The organism is Neobacillus drentensis NBRC 102427, assembly GCF_001591445.1.
GTDB lineage: Bacteria > Bacillota > Bacilli > Bacillales > Cytobacillaceae > Neobacillus > Neobacillus drentensis.
In genome coordinates, this window is sequence record NZ_BCUX01000020.1 from 49,620 (window position 1) to 66,371 (window position 16,752).

The 16,752-nt window shown below is 41.0% G+C and carries 17 protein-coding genes; 13 read left to right on the forward strand and 4 right to left on the reverse strand.

Annotated elements, in window-relative coordinates:
• Positions 1 to 220: 220 nt before the first annotated feature.
• The 3 genes from gatC to gatB are packed head-to-tail and all read left to right on the forward strand — an operon-like array spanning position 221 to position 3,420.
• On the forward strand, positions 221 to 520 hold the full coding sequence (gatC, locus tag BDR01S_RS11370) for an Asp-tRNA(Asn)/Glu-tRNA(Gln) amidotransferase subunit GatC (protein WP_066249811.1): 300 nt from the start codon (positions 221 to 223) through the stop codon (positions 518 to 520).
• 2 nt (positions 521 to 522) lie between these two features.
• The gene (gatA, locus tag BDR01S_RS11375) at positions 523 to 1,980 is read left to right on the forward strand and encodes an Asp-tRNA(Asn)/Glu-tRNA(Gln) amidotransferase subunit GatA (protein ID WP_066249813.1); all 1,458 of its coding nucleotides are present in this window, start codon (positions 523 to 525) and stop codon (positions 1,978 to 1,980) included.
• Positions 1,981 to 1,992: 12 nt separating this feature from the next.
• Positions 1,993 to 3,420, forward strand: coding sequence for an Asp-tRNA(Asn)/Glu-tRNA(Gln) amidotransferase subunit GatB (gene gatB, locus BDR01S_RS11380; RefSeq protein WP_066249816.1), 1,428 nt, complete (start codon positions 1,993 to 1,995; stop codon positions 3,418 to 3,420).
• A 1,083-nt stretch (positions 3,421 to 4,503) separates the two neighbouring features.
• On the opposite strand, the gene BDR01S_RS11385 is transcribed toward gatB, so the two are convergent.
• The gene (locus BDR01S_RS11385) at positions 4,504 to 4,935 is read right to left on the reverse strand and encodes a VOC family protein (protein WP_066249820.1); all 432 of its coding nucleotides are present in this window, start codon (positions 4,933 to 4,935) and stop codon (positions 4,504 to 4,506) included.
• 151 nt (positions 4,936 to 5,086) lie between these two features.
• Here BDR01S_RS11385 and BDR01S_RS11390 point away from each other — a divergent pair, with 151 nt between their 5' ends.
• Positions 5,087 to 5,629, forward strand: coding sequence for a DUF1697 domain-containing protein (locus BDR01S_RS11390; protein WP_066249823.1), 543 nt, complete (start codon positions 5,087 to 5,089; stop codon positions 5,627 to 5,629).
• A gap of 41 nt (positions 5,630 to 5,670) precedes the next feature.
• Here BDR01S_RS11390 and putP read toward each other — a convergent pair whose 3' ends face one another.
• The gene (putP, locus tag BDR01S_RS11395) at positions 5,671 to 7,149 is read right to left on the reverse strand and encodes a sodium/proline symporter PutP (RefSeq protein WP_066249826.1); all 1,479 of its coding nucleotides are present in this window, start codon (positions 7,147 to 7,149) and stop codon (positions 5,671 to 5,673) included.
• Positions 7,150 to 7,374: 225 nt separating this feature from the next.
• On the opposite strand from putP, the gene BDR01S_RS11400 reads away from it, so the two are divergent.
• Positions 7,375 to 7,929, forward strand: a complete 555-nt coding sequence (locus BDR01S_RS11400; RefSeq protein WP_066249830.1) for a thioredoxin family protein — start codon at positions 7,375 to 7,377, stop codon at positions 7,927 to 7,929.
• A gap of 36 nt (positions 7,930 to 7,965) precedes the next feature.
• Here BDR01S_RS11400 and plsY read toward each other — a convergent pair whose 3' ends face one another.
• A complete protein-coding gene (gene plsY, locus BDR01S_RS11405) occupies positions 7,966 to 8,586 on the reverse strand; it encodes a glycerol-3-phosphate 1-O-acyltransferase PlsY (protein WP_066249832.1) in 621 nt (206 codons plus the stop codon).
• A 151-nt stretch (positions 8,587 to 8,737) separates the two neighbouring features.
• On the opposite strand from plsY, the gene BDR01S_RS11410 reads away from it, so the two are divergent.
• The 8 genes from BDR01S_RS11410 (at position 8,738) to BDR01S_RS11445 (ending at position 16,037) form a co-directional block, all read left to right on the forward strand.
• Positions 8,738 to 9,385, forward strand: a complete 648-nt coding sequence (locus BDR01S_RS11410) for a pentapeptide repeat-containing protein (protein ID WP_066249835.1) — start codon at positions 8,738 to 8,740, stop codon at positions 9,383 to 9,385.
• 155 nt (positions 9,386 to 9,540) lie between these two features.
• The gene (locus BDR01S_RS11415) at positions 9,541 to 10,119 is read left to right on the forward strand and encodes an RNA polymerase sigma factor (RefSeq protein ID WP_235846547.1); all 579 of its coding nucleotides are present in this window, start codon (positions 9,541 to 9,543) and stop codon (positions 10,117 to 10,119) included.
• Positions 10,116 to 10,595 (forward strand): anti-sigma factor family protein, encoded by a 480-nt coding sequence (locus tag BDR01S_RS11420; RefSeq protein WP_066249838.1) that lies wholly within the window; start codon positions 10,116 to 10,118, stop codon positions 10,593 to 10,595. The genes BDR01S_RS11415 and BDR01S_RS11420 overlap by 4 nt, the downstream gene beginning before the upstream one ends.
• Positions 10,592 to 11,671 (forward strand): DUF6677 family protein, encoded by a 1,080-nt coding sequence (locus BDR01S_RS11425; RefSeq protein WP_066249840.1) that lies wholly within the window; start codon positions 10,592 to 10,594, stop codon positions 11,669 to 11,671. Before BDR01S_RS11420 ends, BDR01S_RS11425 begins: the two co-directional genes overlap by 4 nt.
• 84 nt (positions 11,672 to 11,755) lie before the next feature.
• Positions 11,756 to 12,676, forward strand: coding sequence for a hypothetical protein (locus BDR01S_RS11430; RefSeq protein WP_066249843.1), 921 nt, complete (start codon positions 11,756 to 11,758; stop codon positions 12,674 to 12,676).
• 225 nt (positions 12,677 to 12,901) lie between these two features.
• Entirely contained in the window at positions 12,902 to 13,843 is a 942-nt protein-coding gene (locus BDR01S_RS11435) for a diacylglycerol kinase (protein WP_066249846.1), read from the forward strand.
• Between the two features lie 102 nt (positions 13,844 to 13,945).
• A complete protein-coding gene (locus tag BDR01S_RS11440; protein WP_066249851.1) occupies positions 13,946 to 14,509 on the forward strand; it encodes a cysteine hydrolase family protein in 564 nt (187 codons plus the stop codon).
• 64 nt (positions 14,510 to 14,573) lie between these two features.
• Entirely contained in the window at positions 14,574 to 16,037 is a 1,464-nt protein-coding gene (locus tag BDR01S_RS11445) for a nicotinate phosphoribosyltransferase (protein ID WP_066249853.1), read from the forward strand.
• Positions 16,038 to 16,338: 301 nt separating this feature from the next.
• Here the strand turns inward: BDR01S_RS11445 and BDR01S_RS11450 are convergent, their stop codons facing one another.
• Complete coding sequence (locus BDR01S_RS11450; RefSeq protein WP_066249855.1) at positions 16,339 to 16,662, reverse strand: hypothetical protein; 324 nt, start codon at positions 16,660 to 16,662, stop codon at positions 16,339 to 16,341.
• Between the last annotated feature and the right edge of the window lie 90 nt (positions 16,663 to 16,752).

The following is a 16,752-nucleotide window of genomic DNA, read 5'->3' on the forward strand; positions in this document are numbered from 1 at the left end:
ATCCCTCCCTCCATGACCATTATAAGGGAAGCTGTAAAAAATGTCTGCGATAAGCTAAATGGAAAAATTTTAAGAGAGATATAGATTTAATTTTCAAAAATTTGAAGAAAAATCGTTCCACTTGCCAATACTGATGAGGGAATCATTGCGGTAAAGCGGAAAAGTTTGGTATCATCATTAGTATTGATATGACAAGACAAATGGGATTGGGGGTTATGATATGTCACGAATTTCAAATCAGCAGGTTAAGCATGTAGCCAACCTGGCAAGATTGGCAATAACCGAAGAAGAAACAGAAATGTTTACAAAGCAGCTGGACGCGATTATTACTTTTGCTGAACAGTTAAATGAATTGGACACGGAAAATGTGGAGCCTACATACCATGTGCTGGATATGAAAAATGTTTTACGTGAAGATAAATCTAAACAAGGATTATCGCTAGAAGAGGTACTAAAAAATGCGCCCGAGCATCAGGATGGCCAGATTAAAGTACCATCGATTATGGGAAAGGAGGATTAACAGTGAGTTTATTTGATTATAAAGTTTCAGACCTACATGAATTGCTACATAAAAAGGAACTAAAAGTATCTGACCTTGTTGAAGAATCATACAAGCGAATCGGACAAGTCGAGGACAAAGTTCAGGCTTTTTTAACATTAGATGAAGAGCGCGCCCGTCAATCAGCGAAAGCATTAGATGAGAAACTCAATACTGATGCGGCAAAAGGTTTGTTATTTGGGATGCCGATTGGACTGAAAGATAATTTAGTGACAAAAGGGCTGCGGACAACATGTGCAAGTAAAATTCTCGAAAACTTTGATCCCATTTATGATGCTACCGTCGTTCAGAAGCTGCAGCAAGCCGAAACCGTAACGATTGGCAAGTTAAATATGGATGAATTTGCGATGGGGTCATCAAATGAAAATTCCCATTTCCAAACGACGCGGAATCCATGGAATCTTGAGACGGTTCCAGGTGGTTCTTCGGGCGGGTCAGCCGCCTCTGTTGCCGCAGGTGAAGTCCTATTTTCGCTAGGTTCTGATACGGGCGGTTCGATCCGTCAGCCGGCTTCTTTCTGTGGCGTTGTTGGCTTAAAGCCGACCTATGGCCGTGTTTCTCGCTTTGGTCTCGTCGCCTTTGCGTCATCACTTGATCAAATTGGACCTATTACAAGAACGGTCGAGGACAATGCCTATCTGCTTCAAGCCATTTCCGGCTTGGACCCGATGGATTCAACTTCAGCAAATGTGGATGTTCCAAACTTTGCGAGTGCCTTAACAGGCGATGTGAAGGGCCTCAAAATTGCTGTTCCAAAAGAGTATCTTGGTGAAGGTGTCAGCGAATCCGTCCGCCAGTCTGTTTTAGATGCCTTAAAGGTACTCGAAGGTCTCGGTGCCGTTTGGGAAGAAGTTTCCTTGCCGCACTCGAAGTATGCGCTCGCTGCATATTATTTGCTTTCTTCATCAGAAGCTTCAGCAAACCTAGCTCGTTTCGATGGAGTCCGTTATGGATATCGTTCAAAGGATGCGGAAACATTAATTGATTTATATAAGAATTCACGATCAGAAGGCTTCGGGGATGAAGTTAAGCGCCGAATTATGCTAGGGACCTTTGCGTTAAGTTCAGGTTACTATGATGCCTATTACAAAAAAGCACAGCAGGTTCGAACATTAATCAAGCAAGACTTTGAAAATATCTTTGCGAAATATGATGTGATTGTCGGGCCGACTACACCAACGCCTGCATTTAAAATTGGTGAAAATATTGAGGATCCATTAACGATGTATGCCAATGATATTTTAACGATTCCTCTTAATCTTGCCGGCTTACCAGGAATTTCAGTTCCTTGCGGTTTTGATGGCGGGTTGCCACTGGGCTTACAAATCATCGGCAAGTATTTTGATGAGGCAACCATTTATCGGACTGCACATGCGTTTGAGCAAGCAACAGACTATCATAAACAGAAACCTGGATTATAGGGGGTGAAGACCGTGGAATTTGAAACAGTGATTGGACTTGAGGTCCATGTTGAGTTAAAAACAGAATCAAAAATTTTCTCGGCCAGCCCCAATCATTTTGGTGCGGAACCGAATACGAATACAAGTGTCATCGACCTGGGCTACCCAGGAGTTTTACCTGTCCTAAATAAAAAAGCAGTTGAATTCGGGATAAAGGCTGCCATGGCAATCAATTGTGAGGTTGCCACCCATACCAAGTTTGACCGGAAGAACTACTTTTACCCAGACAATCCCAAGGCCTATCAAATTTCTCAGTTTGATAAACCAATTGGGGAACATGGCTATATTGATATTGAAGTAAATGGCTATACAAAGCGAATTGGGATTACGAGAATTCATTTGGAAGAAGATGCCGGAAAGCTGAACCATGGCAAGGGGTATTCACTATGTGATTACAACCGTCAGGGCACTCCGCTTGTTGAAATTGTATCCGAACCAGATATTCGCACACCTGATGAGGCCTATGCTTATCTTGAAAAATTAAAATCTATTATCCAATACACAGGTGTATCCGATTGTAAAATGGAAGAGGGCTCACTCCGTTGTGACGCCAATATTTCAATTCGTCCCGTTGGGCAAGAAGAATTTGGTACGAAAACGGAATTGAAAAACCTCAATTCCTTCAATTTTGTCCGTAAAGGTCTTGAATATGAAGAGAAGCGTCAACGTGAGGTAGTGGCTGCAGGCGGAACGATTGATCAAGAAACACGCCGTTTTGATGAAGCGACTGGGGCAACACTATTGATGCGGGTTAAAGAAGGTTCCGATGATTATCGTTACTTCCCAGAGCCGGATTTACTGGATTTGTACATTGATGAGGACTGGAAAGCCCGTATTCGTGCCGAAATTCCTGAGCTGCCTGATCAACGTCAAAAGCGTTATATTGAAGAGCTTGGACTACCTGTTTACGATGCAAAAGTATTGACTGTTACGAAGGAAATGGCTGATTTCTTTGAAGCGACAGTTAATGGCGGAGCCGATGCAAAGCTTGCGTCGAACTGGATCATGGGGGATGTTTCCGCCTACTTGAATGCGGAGCAAAAGGAACTTCATCAAGTTGCCTTAACACCAGAAGGTCTAGCAAGCATGATTAAGCTAATTGAAAATGGAACAATTTCTTCAAAAATCGCTAAAACTGTTTTTAAAGAATTGATTGAAAACGGCGGCGATGCTGAGCAAATTGTCAAAGACAAAGGGCTTGTCCAGATTTCCGATGAAGGAACACTTCTTAAAATTATTTCAGAGGTGTTGGATGCGAATCCGCAGTCGATTGATGATTTTAAGAATGGGAAAAATAAAGCAGTTGGTTTCTTAGTGGGGCAGTTAATGAAAGCAACTAAGGGTCAAGCCAATCCGCAAATGGTTAATCAGTTGTTACAGCAAGAACTACAAAAACGTTAAATGGAAGCTGGCAGGATGCAGTCTAAAGGGTTTCGTTTTCCGGTGCTTTCTTATAAAAAGACACAAGAATTGACGTATGAATTGGCATACGTCTTTTTCTGTGCAATTTTTATTGATCTTTATAGCTGGTCGCTGATACCCGCATCTAGGGTATCAGAGGATCCGCACTTATCGGTGGGGGATCAGGTTAAGTACCCGTGCTGATAAATAGACGGAAGAATTCCGCTTAATTCGTAATTATTATTAAAAAGGGCTTAAATAGACGGAGAGATTCCGCCTATTGACTCGAAACACTCGGAAATGGGAGATTTTTCTTTGCATAAGCGGAAAAACTCCCCTTATTTACCCCAAAACGAGCTCCATTCTGAATTTAACCGGAAAATCTCCGCTTATTTTACTTTTTATGATTACTCGATTAAGGATAAGACATTTTATTTAAAAAGGAGTGAGTTTTATCTCAAAAATCCAAGGGATCCCTTTAAATGAAGTCTGAGGCTTTATTTTTTGTCGAGCGGATTTCGACAATATTTTCTCGATTTCCCGGGAAAAATTCCTTTTGTTAAAAGGTTTTTTTCTATATCTAATCAAACGTTTGGTTAGTAAGGAATGATCGGGAATGGTGTCGAAGCTTGAGAATTTCCCTATGGAAATCCTAGTATCGGCAGTTTTTTTATTTATTACGTGAAAAATGATAACTGGGTCGACAAAGAGTTTTCACAATAAAGGGCTGAAACCCTTTAGTTATATGGCTTCATGGCAAACTAATCAAACGTTTGGTTAGTTTTATTAAAGAGTGTTAATTCAACAACATTTTTAGTGCTTTTTGCATTAAAAGCTTGATACAGTAGGGTATTTAGCCATTTTAATTAAACGTTTAATTAGTTTGCAGTTGGTAGAAAAATGCAAAAGTAGGAAGAAAAAAGGCGTTTTGGTAGTTATGTTAACCCATTTACAGACAAACTTTTTACCTAGAAACATAGAAAAACCCTTTATTTAAAAGGGCTGAAACTAGAACTAATCAAACGTTTGGTTAGTTTTATTTTTAGTGGAAATAGTCGAGTCGTGTAAGACTTTGGCTTTGTCCTAAAAAGCTATCATCGCACCGCGCTCGTCAAAAATGGCAGTAGGGTTCCAAGCAACTTCCCAGAGGTTATTTTCGGGGTCAGCAAAATAGGCTATGCGTCCGCCCCAGAAGACATCACTTGGCTCACGCAGTATTTTTGCCCCTGCGCTGCGAATCATTTCTATCGTTGTATCAACTTGTTCCTGCTGCTCAACGTTAATGGAATAGGTCACACCATGAAAGCTCTCAGGAGAGTGTGTAAATTCAATGCCGGTATCCTTTGCTAACTCGGCAATCGGGTATAACGAAAGCAGGACGCCCACTGTTTTAAAGACGGCAAATTGATCCGAGCTTATATCCGTTTCCTCCCATCCCAATGTTTGATAAAACTTTCTAAGAACAGGCAAATCGTATGCACCGATCGTAAGCAAGCTAACTCTTTGAGGTACCATAAGTAAATCCCTCCATAAATATGATTCTATATCTAATTTTCTCCAAATGATTAATAGTATCCTTCAAAACCCGCGATAGTAGATAGTTTAAACCAACGAATAAATGGTAAGATTTTAGAAAGATGTATATTAATAAAAGCGAGGTTCGTATATGACTATTTACATTGCGCTGCTAAGAGGGATTAACGTTGGCAAGAACAACCGAATCAAAATGGCTGATTTAAAAGATCTATTTGAAACAATAGGTTTAACTAAAGTGAAAACATATATTCAAAGTGGCAATGTTTTGTTTGAAGCAAAAGAAGAGGCGAAACAACTCAGTCAACGATTGGAGGGTGAAATAAGCAAGACCTTTGGTTTTCCGGTCCCAGTTATTTTAAGAACAGCCGAGGAATATGAGCAGATGATCCGTGATTGCCCTTACTCTATGAAATCGTTGAAGGAAGGCGAGAGTATCCAATTAGCCTTTTTAGCTGACGAACCCTCCCAGGAGAATGTGAACCTTTTACGTAACTACGAAAGCGACCCGGACGAATGCTTTATTAAGGGGAAGGAAGTTTATCTTTTTTTACGGCAAAGTATCCTCGATTCAAAACTTGCTGCGCAGCTGCCAAAGCTAGGTGTTCAGGCGACAGTGCGTAATTGGAAAACGGTCATTAAGCTTTCGACCATGGTAAAAGAGATGATAAACTGAAAAAATGCTCGGATCCATTTGGACCCGAGCATTTTTTCAGTTTATTCGTTTTTTAATAAGCGAACACTTTCATTAAATTCTTTTTCAATCTGATCATTTTTTTGATAAGTGAGCATGCTGACAACGACGGCTACGATTAAATTGAAGACAAAGCCTGGAACAATTTCGTAAAGCGTGTCGCCAAGTCCAACATTTTTCCAAACGATAACAGTAACAGCACCAACGATCATCCCAAAAAGGGCGCCCCAATTCGTAATCTTTTTCCAGAATAAACTGAGCAAGATAATTGGTCCGAAAGAAGCCCCGAAACCTGCCCATGCATAAGCAACCAGGTCTAAGATAGTGCTATTTTGCTTGAAAGCTAGAGCGGCGGCAATAACAGCAACGAGAAGAACGGCCATTCTTCCTAAGAAAACCAATTGTTTATCCTTAGCATTTTTGTTCATCACCATTTTGTATAAATCCTCAACTAGTGCACTGGAAGTCACGATTAATTGGGAAGAAATCGTACTCATAATCGCTGCAAGAATGGCAGCTAAAGCAAATCCAGCGAAGAGAGGATGGAATAAAATCTGGCTTAATTCAATAAATACTGCTTCCTTATTTTCTAGTACATATTGAGGATTATTATGGAAAAAGGCAATACCAATTAATCCGGTAAAGATCGTACCAATAAGCGTGATAATCATCCAGCTCATACCAATTCGGCGGGCACTTTTTGTTTCTTTAATCGATTTGATTGCCATGAATCTTACAATGATATGCGGCTGGCCGAAATAACCTAAGCCCCATGCCATGGCCGAAACGATTCCTAAAAAGGTTGTCCCTTTTAATAAGTCCATTTTAGTAGGATCAATTGCTCGAATCGTTTCAAACGTTTCCGCGGGACCACCCGTATGAAAGATTCCAATGGCGGGAACAAGTGCTAGGGCAATCAGCATCATTAACCCTTGAATAAAGTCTGTATAACTTACCGCCAGGAATCCACCAAATAATGTGTAGGCAACGACGACACCGCCAACAATTAACAGCCCCGTATGGTAGCTTGTGCCAAACGAGCTCTCAAAAAAGACGGCGCCAGAAACCATTCCTGAAGAAACATAGAAAGTAAAGAAGATAAGAATAACAATACCTGAAACAATCCGGAGTAGTTTTGTGTTGTCTTTAAAACGGTTCTCAAGATAGCTTGGAATCGTGATGGAATCATTGGCAACTTGCGTGTAAGAACGTAAGCGCGGTGCCACTAATAACCAGTTGAGATAAGCGCCAATCGTTAAACCGACGGCGATCCACGCATCGGCTAAACCAGTTACATAAATCCCCCCAGGTAAGCCCATTAACAGCCAGCCGCTCATATCAGCAGCTCCAGCACTTAAAGCAGTTACAGCAGGTCCTAATGACCTTCCCCCAAGCATGTAATCCGTAAGATTGCTAGTCTTTCGATAGGAATACCAACCGATAAAAAGCATTGCGGCAATATAGATCCCAATCGAAAGTAGTTGAAGTGATTCGTTAGACATATATTTCCTCCCCTTGAAGATATTCTAGAAAATAATTTCAATAATATTTCCTATATATAAAATATTCTATCAACTTTAAAGCTCTATTTCTAGTGGATAAATCTACTTTATTAAAATAGGAAAAAATACTTGTGAAATAACAATGGTGATTCGCCACAAGCAGTTCTATTGTAACGGGTTCTTAAAACAACTATTATTGAAGGAAATGGAAGGGGTGCTGTGAAAGTGGATTTAAACCAATGGTTTCAAAAAGGTTTGACAGTGGATGAGTACATAAAAGCAATGACCACTAATAAAGAGGAAATGCTTACAATCTATAAGCAATTTACCTTAACAGATGAAGACAAGAATAAACTTGAGGCGTTACGGCCGCAAAAATTACGAGCGATTGTCCTATCAGAGGATTGGTGTGGGGATGCGATGCTCAATAATCCTATTTTGCTGAAAATAGCCGAAGCTGCCGGAATGGAAGTCCGGTTCGTGCTCCGCGATTCAAATCTGGAGTTAATGGACCAATATTTAACCAATGGCACATCGAGAGCGATTCCGATTTTTATTTTTATCAATGAAGAAGGAAATGAAGTCGGTGTTTGGGGACCAAGAGCCCCAGAAATGCAGGCGTTTGTAATGGAAAAGCGCGCAGACTTGCCTGATAAGGATGCCGAGGATTTCCAAGCGAAACAAACGGAATTGTTTAAGAGTCTAAGATCAACCTATCAAACAGATGCCTCCATTTGGCAAACCGTTGCCACTAGTATCTTGGCAACACTTTTAAAATAAAGAAGAGGATCCCCAGGTTGCTGCCTAGGGATCCTTTTAAAAACTGCTGTTTTTTGGAGGGATTCGGTCGTTAATCAATTTTTTATCGTTGATTTTTGGTTCAATCCCGAGAATGAAATTACGGATATTCGAGCGATGCAGATAAATGAGGAATAACGAGAATAATGTAAAAATAAGTTCAAATTCAACTTTGGAAGACACAAAAGAATAGACGAGCATACTAATACCAACCGTGATGGAGCCGATAAAAACGTACTTTGTTAAAAAGATGACTAAAAAGAAAGCAACATACGCAATAACTAATAGATAAATATTGACGACTAATAAGGCCCCCGCAGTGGTGGCAATCGCTTTTCCACCCTTGAAGCCTGCAAAAATCGGAAAGCAATGCCCAACAACAGCTGCTAACCCAAAGTAAAGGGGTTCTGCATCAAGGTTGAAGTAAATAGGCAGGTAGGCTGCCAAGGAGCCTTTGGCAAGGTCTATGATCAATACGAAAATAGCTGACTTCTTACCGAGAACTCTCAAAGTATTGGTTGCACCAGGATTTTTACTGCCATGGTCCCTGATATCCACCCCAAAGACCAACTTGCCCACAATTAGTGCTGTGGGAACGCTTCCAATTATGTAGGAAGCTAGAATCAACAGCCAGAACATAAGCACCATCCCCTATCTATTCTTTTAGTAAATTCGTATTATTTATAGATAATATCACATTTCAGTGGTATTATTTTGTTGAATTCTCCCGAGATACTTATTAAAAGACATACGCACAGCACTTGATGAACGACATTACCTCTTGAAAAGGATGATCCATTTGAGTCAGAAGCTTAAAATTCAAAAGCCAAAAATTCCAACCCAGTTAACTCCCTTTGATTATAATGATAGAGAGGATTCATATATTAACATGGCACTTATTAGTGACTGTTCAATTTCACAAGAGGAAGTTGAAAAGATAAGATTCGAAGAGGTTGTGTTTAGAAATGTTACCTTTCTAGATGGATCATTTCGCTTTGTTCAATTAACCGATGTTATTTTTGAACGGTGCGACTTGTCCAATGTCGATTTTACCGATGGAATCATCCATCGTGTCGAGTTTCGGGATTGCAAACTATTAGGATTAAATCTTGCTGATGCTGCGCTAAGAAATGTCTTATTTGAGAATTGTAATTTAAATATGGGCTCGTTTGGATATGCCGATTTGAAGGAAATGAGGTTTGAAAATTGTTCCCTTCGCAGTGCAGATTTTTATGAAACAAAGTTTAATAAATTAGGGTTTAAAGAGTGTGATCTCGAGGATGTGAATTTTACAGGAACCTCACTTAAAGGAGTGGACCTTAGCACCTGCAAATTTAACCACCTAAACCTCTCACTAGATAGTGTGGCCGGGTGCATAGTTTCTGCAGATCAGGCGATTGGTTTTGCCAGGCTGTTAGGATTGGAAATTAAAGAGTAATTTACTTATATATTTGCTAAAACCGTGCGGCTTCCACCCGCGCGGTTTTTATGTTCAACCATTACAAATATCACCATGGTATGATTAATTGAATGGGAAAAAATATTTTTTAAAAAATAGTGTAGGGGTTTTTCAATAGCCTTTCGTCTATTAAGGTGAGTAACAAAAAAGGAAAGGGGGAGAGAACCATTAATGAAGCAGTCTTAATAGAAAAGGTGTTGGACGGCAATGATCATGCCTTCCGCCTTTTGGTTGAGAAGTACCGCAATGATGTGTTCCGGACCATATTTGCCGTTCTTCGCGACCAAAAGGAAGCAGAAGATGCAGCACAAGAAGTATTTATGAAAATCTATCTGTCTCTCCCCCAATACCAAAATCAAGGTTTCAAAACGTGGATGACACGAATTGCCGTTAATCATGCGATAGATATCAAAAGAAAACAGGTGAGAAGAAGAGAGGAAGTGGCAGAAGAGCTCGAGTTGCCGTTAACCTGGACAGCGAAGGATAGTGTGGAAAAAGAGATCATTGAAACGGACCGAAGAAGGCTCGTCAGGAAAAAGCTTGATGAACTGCCGGACAACTACCGTGATGTCATCTACGGATTTTACATTGCGGAAAAAAGCTATCAGCAAATGGCTGAGGAGCAAAATGTCCAGGTGAAAACAATCGAAACGAAGCTGTACCGGGCACGTCATTGGATGAAAAAGAATTGGAAGGAGGACGATTTTTCATGAAGCATTACACTTATGATGAGTGGCTGCAATACGTTAAGGACGAAATTAGTGAAAAAGACAAACAGGAACTAGAAGATCATTTATATACGTGTGACCAATGTCTAACCCATTACTTACTGGCGATCGAAGCAAATGAAACATCGCTTCCAATTCTATCAGACATAAGCGAGTTCACCGATTCAGTCATGGCAGAGATTTCAAAACAAAAAATTGTGGTGCCTGACACCAAAACCAAAACTGAAATTAAGAAGAAACCTTTTTATCAGCAGGCGGTGTTCCATTATTTATTAGCGGCGGCGGCGACGATTTTGTTGACTTTCACTGGTGCTTTTCAATCGCTCGCTACGTATGCGAATTCGTTAGAAAGCCCGCAACAGCAAGTTCAGGAAAAAAAGCCTTCGGTGACTGAAGGAGTTATTAATAAAACTTTTGCATGGATGGATTCACTAGAAAAAAAGGAGGCAAATAAGAAATGAAAAATCCGACAAAAGCATTGACCTTATCCTTATTCCCAGGTCTTGGTCATATTTATTTCGGCAACATGTTTCGAGGAGTACTTTATTTAATGGCCGTAATGGGGCTGGCATTCGTTACTGTCATTGGGTTGACAACGAATAATCAGGAAGTTTCAATTGTTACCTTTATGTTAGGAATTTTCATTTACCTCATCAGTTTTATCGACATGGGTGTGCAGGTCTCCAAACATAAAAAAGCGCTGAAGACAGCGAACCCGGATGAGCCTCAGCTACAGATTGCCCAAGATTCAGAACGGTTTTATACGATTGTTTTATCGTTTATCCCAGGCTTAGGGCACTTCCAAATTGGATTGATGAACAGAGGCTTAACACTTTTGGCCACGTTTTTGGGGCTGGGGGTAATGGTTACCTTTGTAACAGCTCTTTCCAATCGTGGTGAATTTATGGTCTTCATGGCCGCCCTGCCGATTATCTGGGTCTACGGATTCTTTGATGCCGTACAACAAGTGAATAAAAAGCAGCGCGGTGAGGAATTAGTCGATCGTACGATTTTTGAAGACTTTGAAATGCGCCGTGAGGATGGAAAAAAGAGTAAGTCGATTGCGACTTTTCTTTCAATCTTCCCAGGGGCAGGCCATCTCTATTTAGGCTTACAGCGCCGGGGCATCCAGTTAATGGCAGCGTTTCTCTTTTCTATCTATATTTTAGATATCTTACGACTTGGTATCTTCTTGTTCTTGATCCCAATTATTTGGTTTTACAGCTTTTTTGATGCGATGCAAAAGGTTTCAAAGTACGGCGAAGACGAGATGGAGGACGTTCCGATTATTGCTTATTTCCTTAATCATCAGAAATGGGTCGGCATTGGCCTAGTCTTGTTGGGACTTTACTATCTCGTGATGAACGTCCTGCTTCCAGCTTTTTCGCCATTCATAAACAGGCTCATTAATATCGATGTGATGTATTGGGTTCAAAGTTATTTTCAAACGGGGCTTGTTTGTCTGCTGTTGATAGGCGGAGGAATCAAACTTTTATCTGGAAGCAAGCAAAAGCAGGGGGCTGAAAAGAATGAGTAGGTGGGGAAAAACAATTGCAGGCGCAGCGATTATCGGATTCGGGATTGGGTTCCTTTTTAGAAAAAGAAAGGGAGGGGAAGCAGTATGAGAACTTGGCGTGTTGGAACGTTTTCGATGGGGGCCTCGCTCGTTTTCCTTGGTCTCTTCCTGTTTTTTTCAAAGTTTTTGGGGTTAGATCTTGTACAGGTTATGACGGCTTGGTGGCCGCTTTTATTGGTTGTTCTTGGGATTGAAATTCTCGTTTATTTATTTTTGTCACGACGGGAAAAGCAGGTGTTAAAATATGATTTCCTTAGTATTTTCTTTGTCGGAGTGATTGGAACGGCGGGGATTGTGTTTGCGATTTTAAGTACAACAGGAATTATGGGGAAGGTGGAAGAAGTGATGGCGAGGGAAGAACGCTCGTTTGAACTGCCTGCTTTCTCCTACCAAATCGATGACAGCATCAAACGGGTGGTGGTCAGGACGGTCGGCCATCAGATGACGGTCGAGTCGACGGAGGAAAAAGAGGTTTCTATGTTCGGTACCTACCGGGTACAAACAGCTAAAAAGGCGAAGTTACTCGAAAGTGCAGATGATATGGTTTCGGCCAACCAAAAGGGGGATACGCTTTATTTAAATATGAAGTCCCTGCCAAACGATATTGGCCTATTTAATGGTTATGGAGAGACAGCTGCGACGCTTTTGGTTCCGAAGCATGTAAAGCTTGAGGTGATTGGCAGTGATAATTCACTCACCTTGAAGCCGCGCGCACTTGAGAATGACTGGAATATTGAAAGTGTGTCATCGATTGTGGTCGATGTGGCGGAAAAAAGCAATTTGAAGGTGGATGCAATTGGCGCCCAAGAGGTAAGAGGGAAAGAGGGCGACTGGAACGTGGCTAAAGAAAAGGCAGACGATGGAACGGATAATGGCAGGAAAAATGCGGTGTATCAATCGGGTGAAGGAAAATACAATATTACTATTGCCAATGCCTATGAGATTAGCTTGAATACAAATCAGTAAACATATGGAGCGCTCCAGTCCTGTCGTGCGCTAAACGGGCGCTTCCGCTTTTTTGTTTTTTTTTGCAAAAAAATAAAAAAGCGGTATGATAGGAAATGAATGTTTGAGGGTTATTAGTAGATACGCTTGGCAATATGTTTGTCAGTGAGAATGAGAATTGGTAGAATATTGAAGTGAGTGGATAGTTATTACCGATGTTGATTTCAAAAATAGGATGATGAAACGATGAAAAGAGCAAGACTGATTTACAATCCTACCTCAGGACGTGAAATTCTAAAGCGGAATCTTCCGGAAATTCTCCAAAAGCTAGAAATAGCTGGGTATGAGGCTTCTTGTCACGCGACGACTGGGGCAGGGGATGCGACGGAAGCAGCACGGTTAGCTGTTGAGCGCAAGTATGATATTGTCATCGCAGCCGGCGGTGATGGAACGATTCATGAAGTAGTCAATGGTCTAGCAGAACAGGAGTATCGGCCAAAATTAGGAATTATTCCAGCCGGAACAACCAATGATTTTGCCCGTGCCTTGCAGATTCCGCGAGATATCGGAACTGCAGTGGATATTATTACAAAAGGGGAAATGATTCCGGTCGATATTGGACGCATCAATGATCGATATTTTATAAATATTGCTGGCGGCGGTAGAATTACCGAGCTTACATATGAAGTACCAAGCAAATTGAAAACGATGCTCGGCCAACTGGCCTACTATTTAAAAGGGATGGAAATGCTGCCTTCCATTAAACCTTCTGACGTTTCTATTGAATATGATGGGAAATTGTTTGAAGGGGAAGCGATGCTGTTTCTTGTCGGTTTGACCAATTCGATCGGTGGCTTTGAGAAACTAGCACCTGATGCCTCTATAAATGATGGCTTATTTTCACTGCTGATTTTGAAGAAGACCAATCTTGCTGAGTTTATCCGGATTGCCACATTGGCTCTTCGCGGGGAGCATGTCAATGATCCGAATGTCATCTACACACAAGCCAACCGCATTAAAGTTCATGCGACGGAAAAGGTTCAATTAAACTTGGATGGCGAATTTGGCGGATTGCTGCCAGCTGAATTTGAAAACCTCTATCGTCACTTAGAGGTGTTTGTACCACTTGAAGATATTCGTCCGAATGACCGTCCAACTGATTGGGAATCGGGGAAAAGATATAGCTAAGATGTCCGTTCCATTGGAGCGGGCTTTTTTGCAATTGAAAAAGGGAAATTTGTAAGTGTTCTCGAATATTTTGTAGGATGGATGATAAATAGTTGAAAAGCAATGAAGGGGCGATGGGAATTGAAGGCGTTAATTAATATTGATTATACTTACGATTTTGTAGCTGTGGATGGGGCACTGACGTGCGGGGTGCCTGGACAAAGGATTGAAGGGAAGATCGCTGCGTTAACAAAAGAGTTTATGGCAAGTGGGGATTATGTCGTCTTTGCCATAGACGTCCATGACAACGGAGATGAATTCCATCCGGAAACCAAACTGTTCCCGCCACACAATCTGCGTGGAACCTCAGGCAGGGATTTGTTTGGATCCTTGAAGGAGGTATATGAAAGGAATCGTCAGCTTGAAAATGTCGTGTTTATGGATAAAACGCGGTACTCTGCGTTCGCGGGAACAGACCTTGAAATCAAATTACGGGAGCGTGGAATTACCGAAGTTCATTTGGTCGGCGTTTGTACGGACATTTGTGTCTTACATACTGCTGTTGATGCTTACAATAAAGGCTTTAAGATTGTCGTTTACAAGGATGCCGTTGCTTCTTTTAATCAGGAAGGTCATGAATGGGCACTTGGACATTTTGAACAATCCCTAGGAGCAAACGTTAAATAGACTTTCGAGGGTAATATTGGTTATAATAATGGAAAAGCTGAAATAGTACTTCGGAGGTCTGATTATGAAACACTTTTATCACGATGATAGTTTAACTCTGCATACGGATCTATATCAGATCAATATGGTGGAAACGTATTGGAGAGATGGGATACATAATAAACGTGCGGTCTTCGAACTATTTTTCCGCAAGCTTCCGTTCGGGAACGGCTATGCAGTATTCGCTGGATTGGAGAAAGTCATTCAGTTTATACACGGCTTCCGCTTTAGCGAGGAAGACCTCGAGTATTTGCAAAATGAAGTAGGTTATAAGGAAGATTTTATCCAATATCTTAAAGAGATCCGTTTCACCGGAACCATCTGTGCAATGAAAGAAGGCGAGCTTGTTTTTGGCAATGAACCGATCTTACGTGTCGAGGCTCCACTTGCGGAAGCACAATTGATTGAAACAGCGCTGCTTAACATTGTGAATTACCAAACATTAATTGCGACGAAGGCATCGCGAATCAAGCAAATCGTCGGTGATGAAGTAGCGATGGAATTTGGGACAAGGCGTGCACAGGAAATGGATGCAGCGATTTGGGGAACGAGAGCCGCATACCTTGCCGGTTTTGATTCAACGAGCAACGTAAGAGCGGGGAAACTGTTTGGTATTCCTGTATCTGGAACACATGCCCATTCGTTGGTCCAAGCGTATAAAGACGAATACACGGCTTTCATTAAATATGCACAAACACATAAGGATTGTGTTTTTTTGGTTGATACATATGATACACTTCGGCTCGGCGTTCCAAATGCGATTAAAGTCGCAAAAGAGTTGGGCGATAAAATTAATTTTATCGGTATCCGCCTGGATAGCGGAGATCTTGCTTACCTATCGAAGGAAGCAAGAAAAATGCTGGATGAGGCAGGTTTCACTAATGCTAAGATTGTGGCCTCAAGTGATTTAGATGAATATACAATTATGAGTTTAAAATCACAAGGTGCAAAAATTGACAGTTGGGGTGTGGGCACAAAGCTGATTACCGCTTACGATCAGGCAGCGCTTGGTGCCGTTTATAAAATTGTGTCGATAGAGAATGATAACGGAAAAATGGAGGATACGATTAAGATCTCTTCCAATCCGGAAAAGGTGACGACCCCAGGATTGAAGCGGGTTTATCGTATTATCAATAATACAAACCACCATGCAGAAGGGGATTATATTGCATTAGCGGATGAAAAGCTCCCGGAAAAGCGCGTGCGGATGTTCCATCCAACCCACACGTATATGAATAAGGTGGTTACCAACTTTACGGCAAAAGAATTACATGATGAAATCTTTTCTAAAGGCGAGCTTGTTTATGAAATGCCTTGCTTGGAAGAATCTCGTGATTATTTGAAGCAAAACCTTGATGCACTTTGGGACGAGTATAAACGGATTACGAATCCAGAGGATTACCCAGTCGATCTAAGTCAAAAATGCTGGGATAATAAGATGAGAAATATCGAAGAGGTTAAAGAAAAAGTTGAAGCAATGAAAAAGTAACAATGCGGGGTATTTTAATAAAAGGAAATTTTTGACACTATAACAAGTTGATTGAAGCGCCTGGAGCGGAAATCAACATCCAAGTAACAGAACCAAATAAAAAGGGCAGACTTCAGTGCGGGGGGGAATTTACTCCCCCATCGAGTCTGCCCTTCATTTATTTTTGCTTAAAAAAATCCACAAAAGCATGGAAAATTTCGACGCCCTGGTAGGTTAGCATGCTTGCAGCTGATAGTGAAAAGAAGCCAATGATTACAAAGCGGATCCACATATATATTTCCTCCCTTATTTTGGTGTTAGCTTAGAATTCGGGAGAGTGGATCACATAGTTTGATTGATGAAAAATAGGGATAAGGAAAATATGGCTTTTTTTCAAAATTATTGACAAATAAATAAGCGGTGTTGCAGCTGTTAAAAGGATGAACGTAAGCACAAAATGAATTTGAATGTCTAGGGGCAGCTTTTTTTGATCATCCCATTGCCCTTTCGAGGCACCATCATCTACATTGATGACGGCTTTGAAATTAGCGTGCGAGTGCGGAAGTGAATAAGCCAAGTGGATGAAGGTGAAAGCAAGAAAGGCAAGGAGTAAAGGCACGGCAAGGTTCTTCTTCAACTTGATCATCATTCACTCCTTCCAATAATGAGATTGTTTTAATCATATACACTTTTATTATATTTGAAAATAAAAATATTCTGACAATTTTCTTGGTTT

Excerpts from the sequence above, each read along its gene's own strand:
- gatC (WP_066249811.1), top strand. The coding sequence starts at position 221 with ATGTCACGAATTTCAAATCAGCAGGTTAAGCATGTAGCCAACCTGGCA.
- BDR01S_RS11385 (WP_066249820.1), bottom strand. The coding sequence starts at position 4,935 with ATGGTACCTCAAAGAGTTAGCTTGCTTACGATCGGTGCATACGATTTG.
- BDR01S_RS11390 (WP_066249823.1), top strand. The coding sequence starts at position 5,087 with ATGACTATTTACATTGCGCTGCTAAGAGGGATTAACGTTGGCAAGAAC.
- putP (WP_066249826.1), bottom strand. The coding sequence starts at position 7,149 with ATGTCTAACGAATCACTTCAACTACTTTCGATTGGGATCTATATTGCC.
- plsY (WP_066249832.1), bottom strand. The coding sequence starts at position 8,586 with ATGTTCTGGCTGTTGATTCTAGCTTCCTACATAATTGGAAGCGTTCCC.
- BDR01S_RS11410 (WP_066249835.1), top strand. The coding sequence starts at position 8,738 with ATGATCCATTTGAGTCAGAAGCTTAAAATTCAAAAGCCAAAAATTCCA.
- BDR01S_RS11420 (WP_066249838.1), top strand. The coding sequence starts at position 10,116 with ATGAAGCATTACACTTATGATGAGTGGCTGCAATACGTTAAGGACGAA.
- BDR01S_RS11425 (WP_066249840.1), top strand. The coding sequence starts at position 10,592 with ATGAAAAATCCGACAAAAGCATTGACCTTATCCTTATTCCCAGGTCTT.
- BDR01S_RS11430 (WP_066249843.1), top strand. The coding sequence starts at position 11,756 with ATGAGAACTTGGCGTGTTGGAACGTTTTCGATGGGGGCCTCGCTCGTT.
- BDR01S_RS11435 (WP_066249846.1), top strand. The coding sequence starts at position 12,902 with ATGAAAAGAGCAAGACTGATTTACAATCCTACCTCAGGACGTGAAATT.
- BDR01S_RS11440 (WP_066249851.1), top strand. The coding sequence starts at position 13,946 with ATGAAGGGGCGATGGGAATTGAAGGCGTTAATTAATATTGATTATACT.
- BDR01S_RS11445 (WP_066249853.1), top strand. The coding sequence starts at position 14,574 with ATGAAACACTTTTATCACGATGATAGTTTAACTCTGCATACGGATCTA.
- BDR01S_RS11450 (WP_066249855.1), bottom strand. The coding sequence starts at position 16,662 with ATGATCAAGTTGAAGAAGAACCTTGCCGTGCCTTTACTCCTTGCCTTT.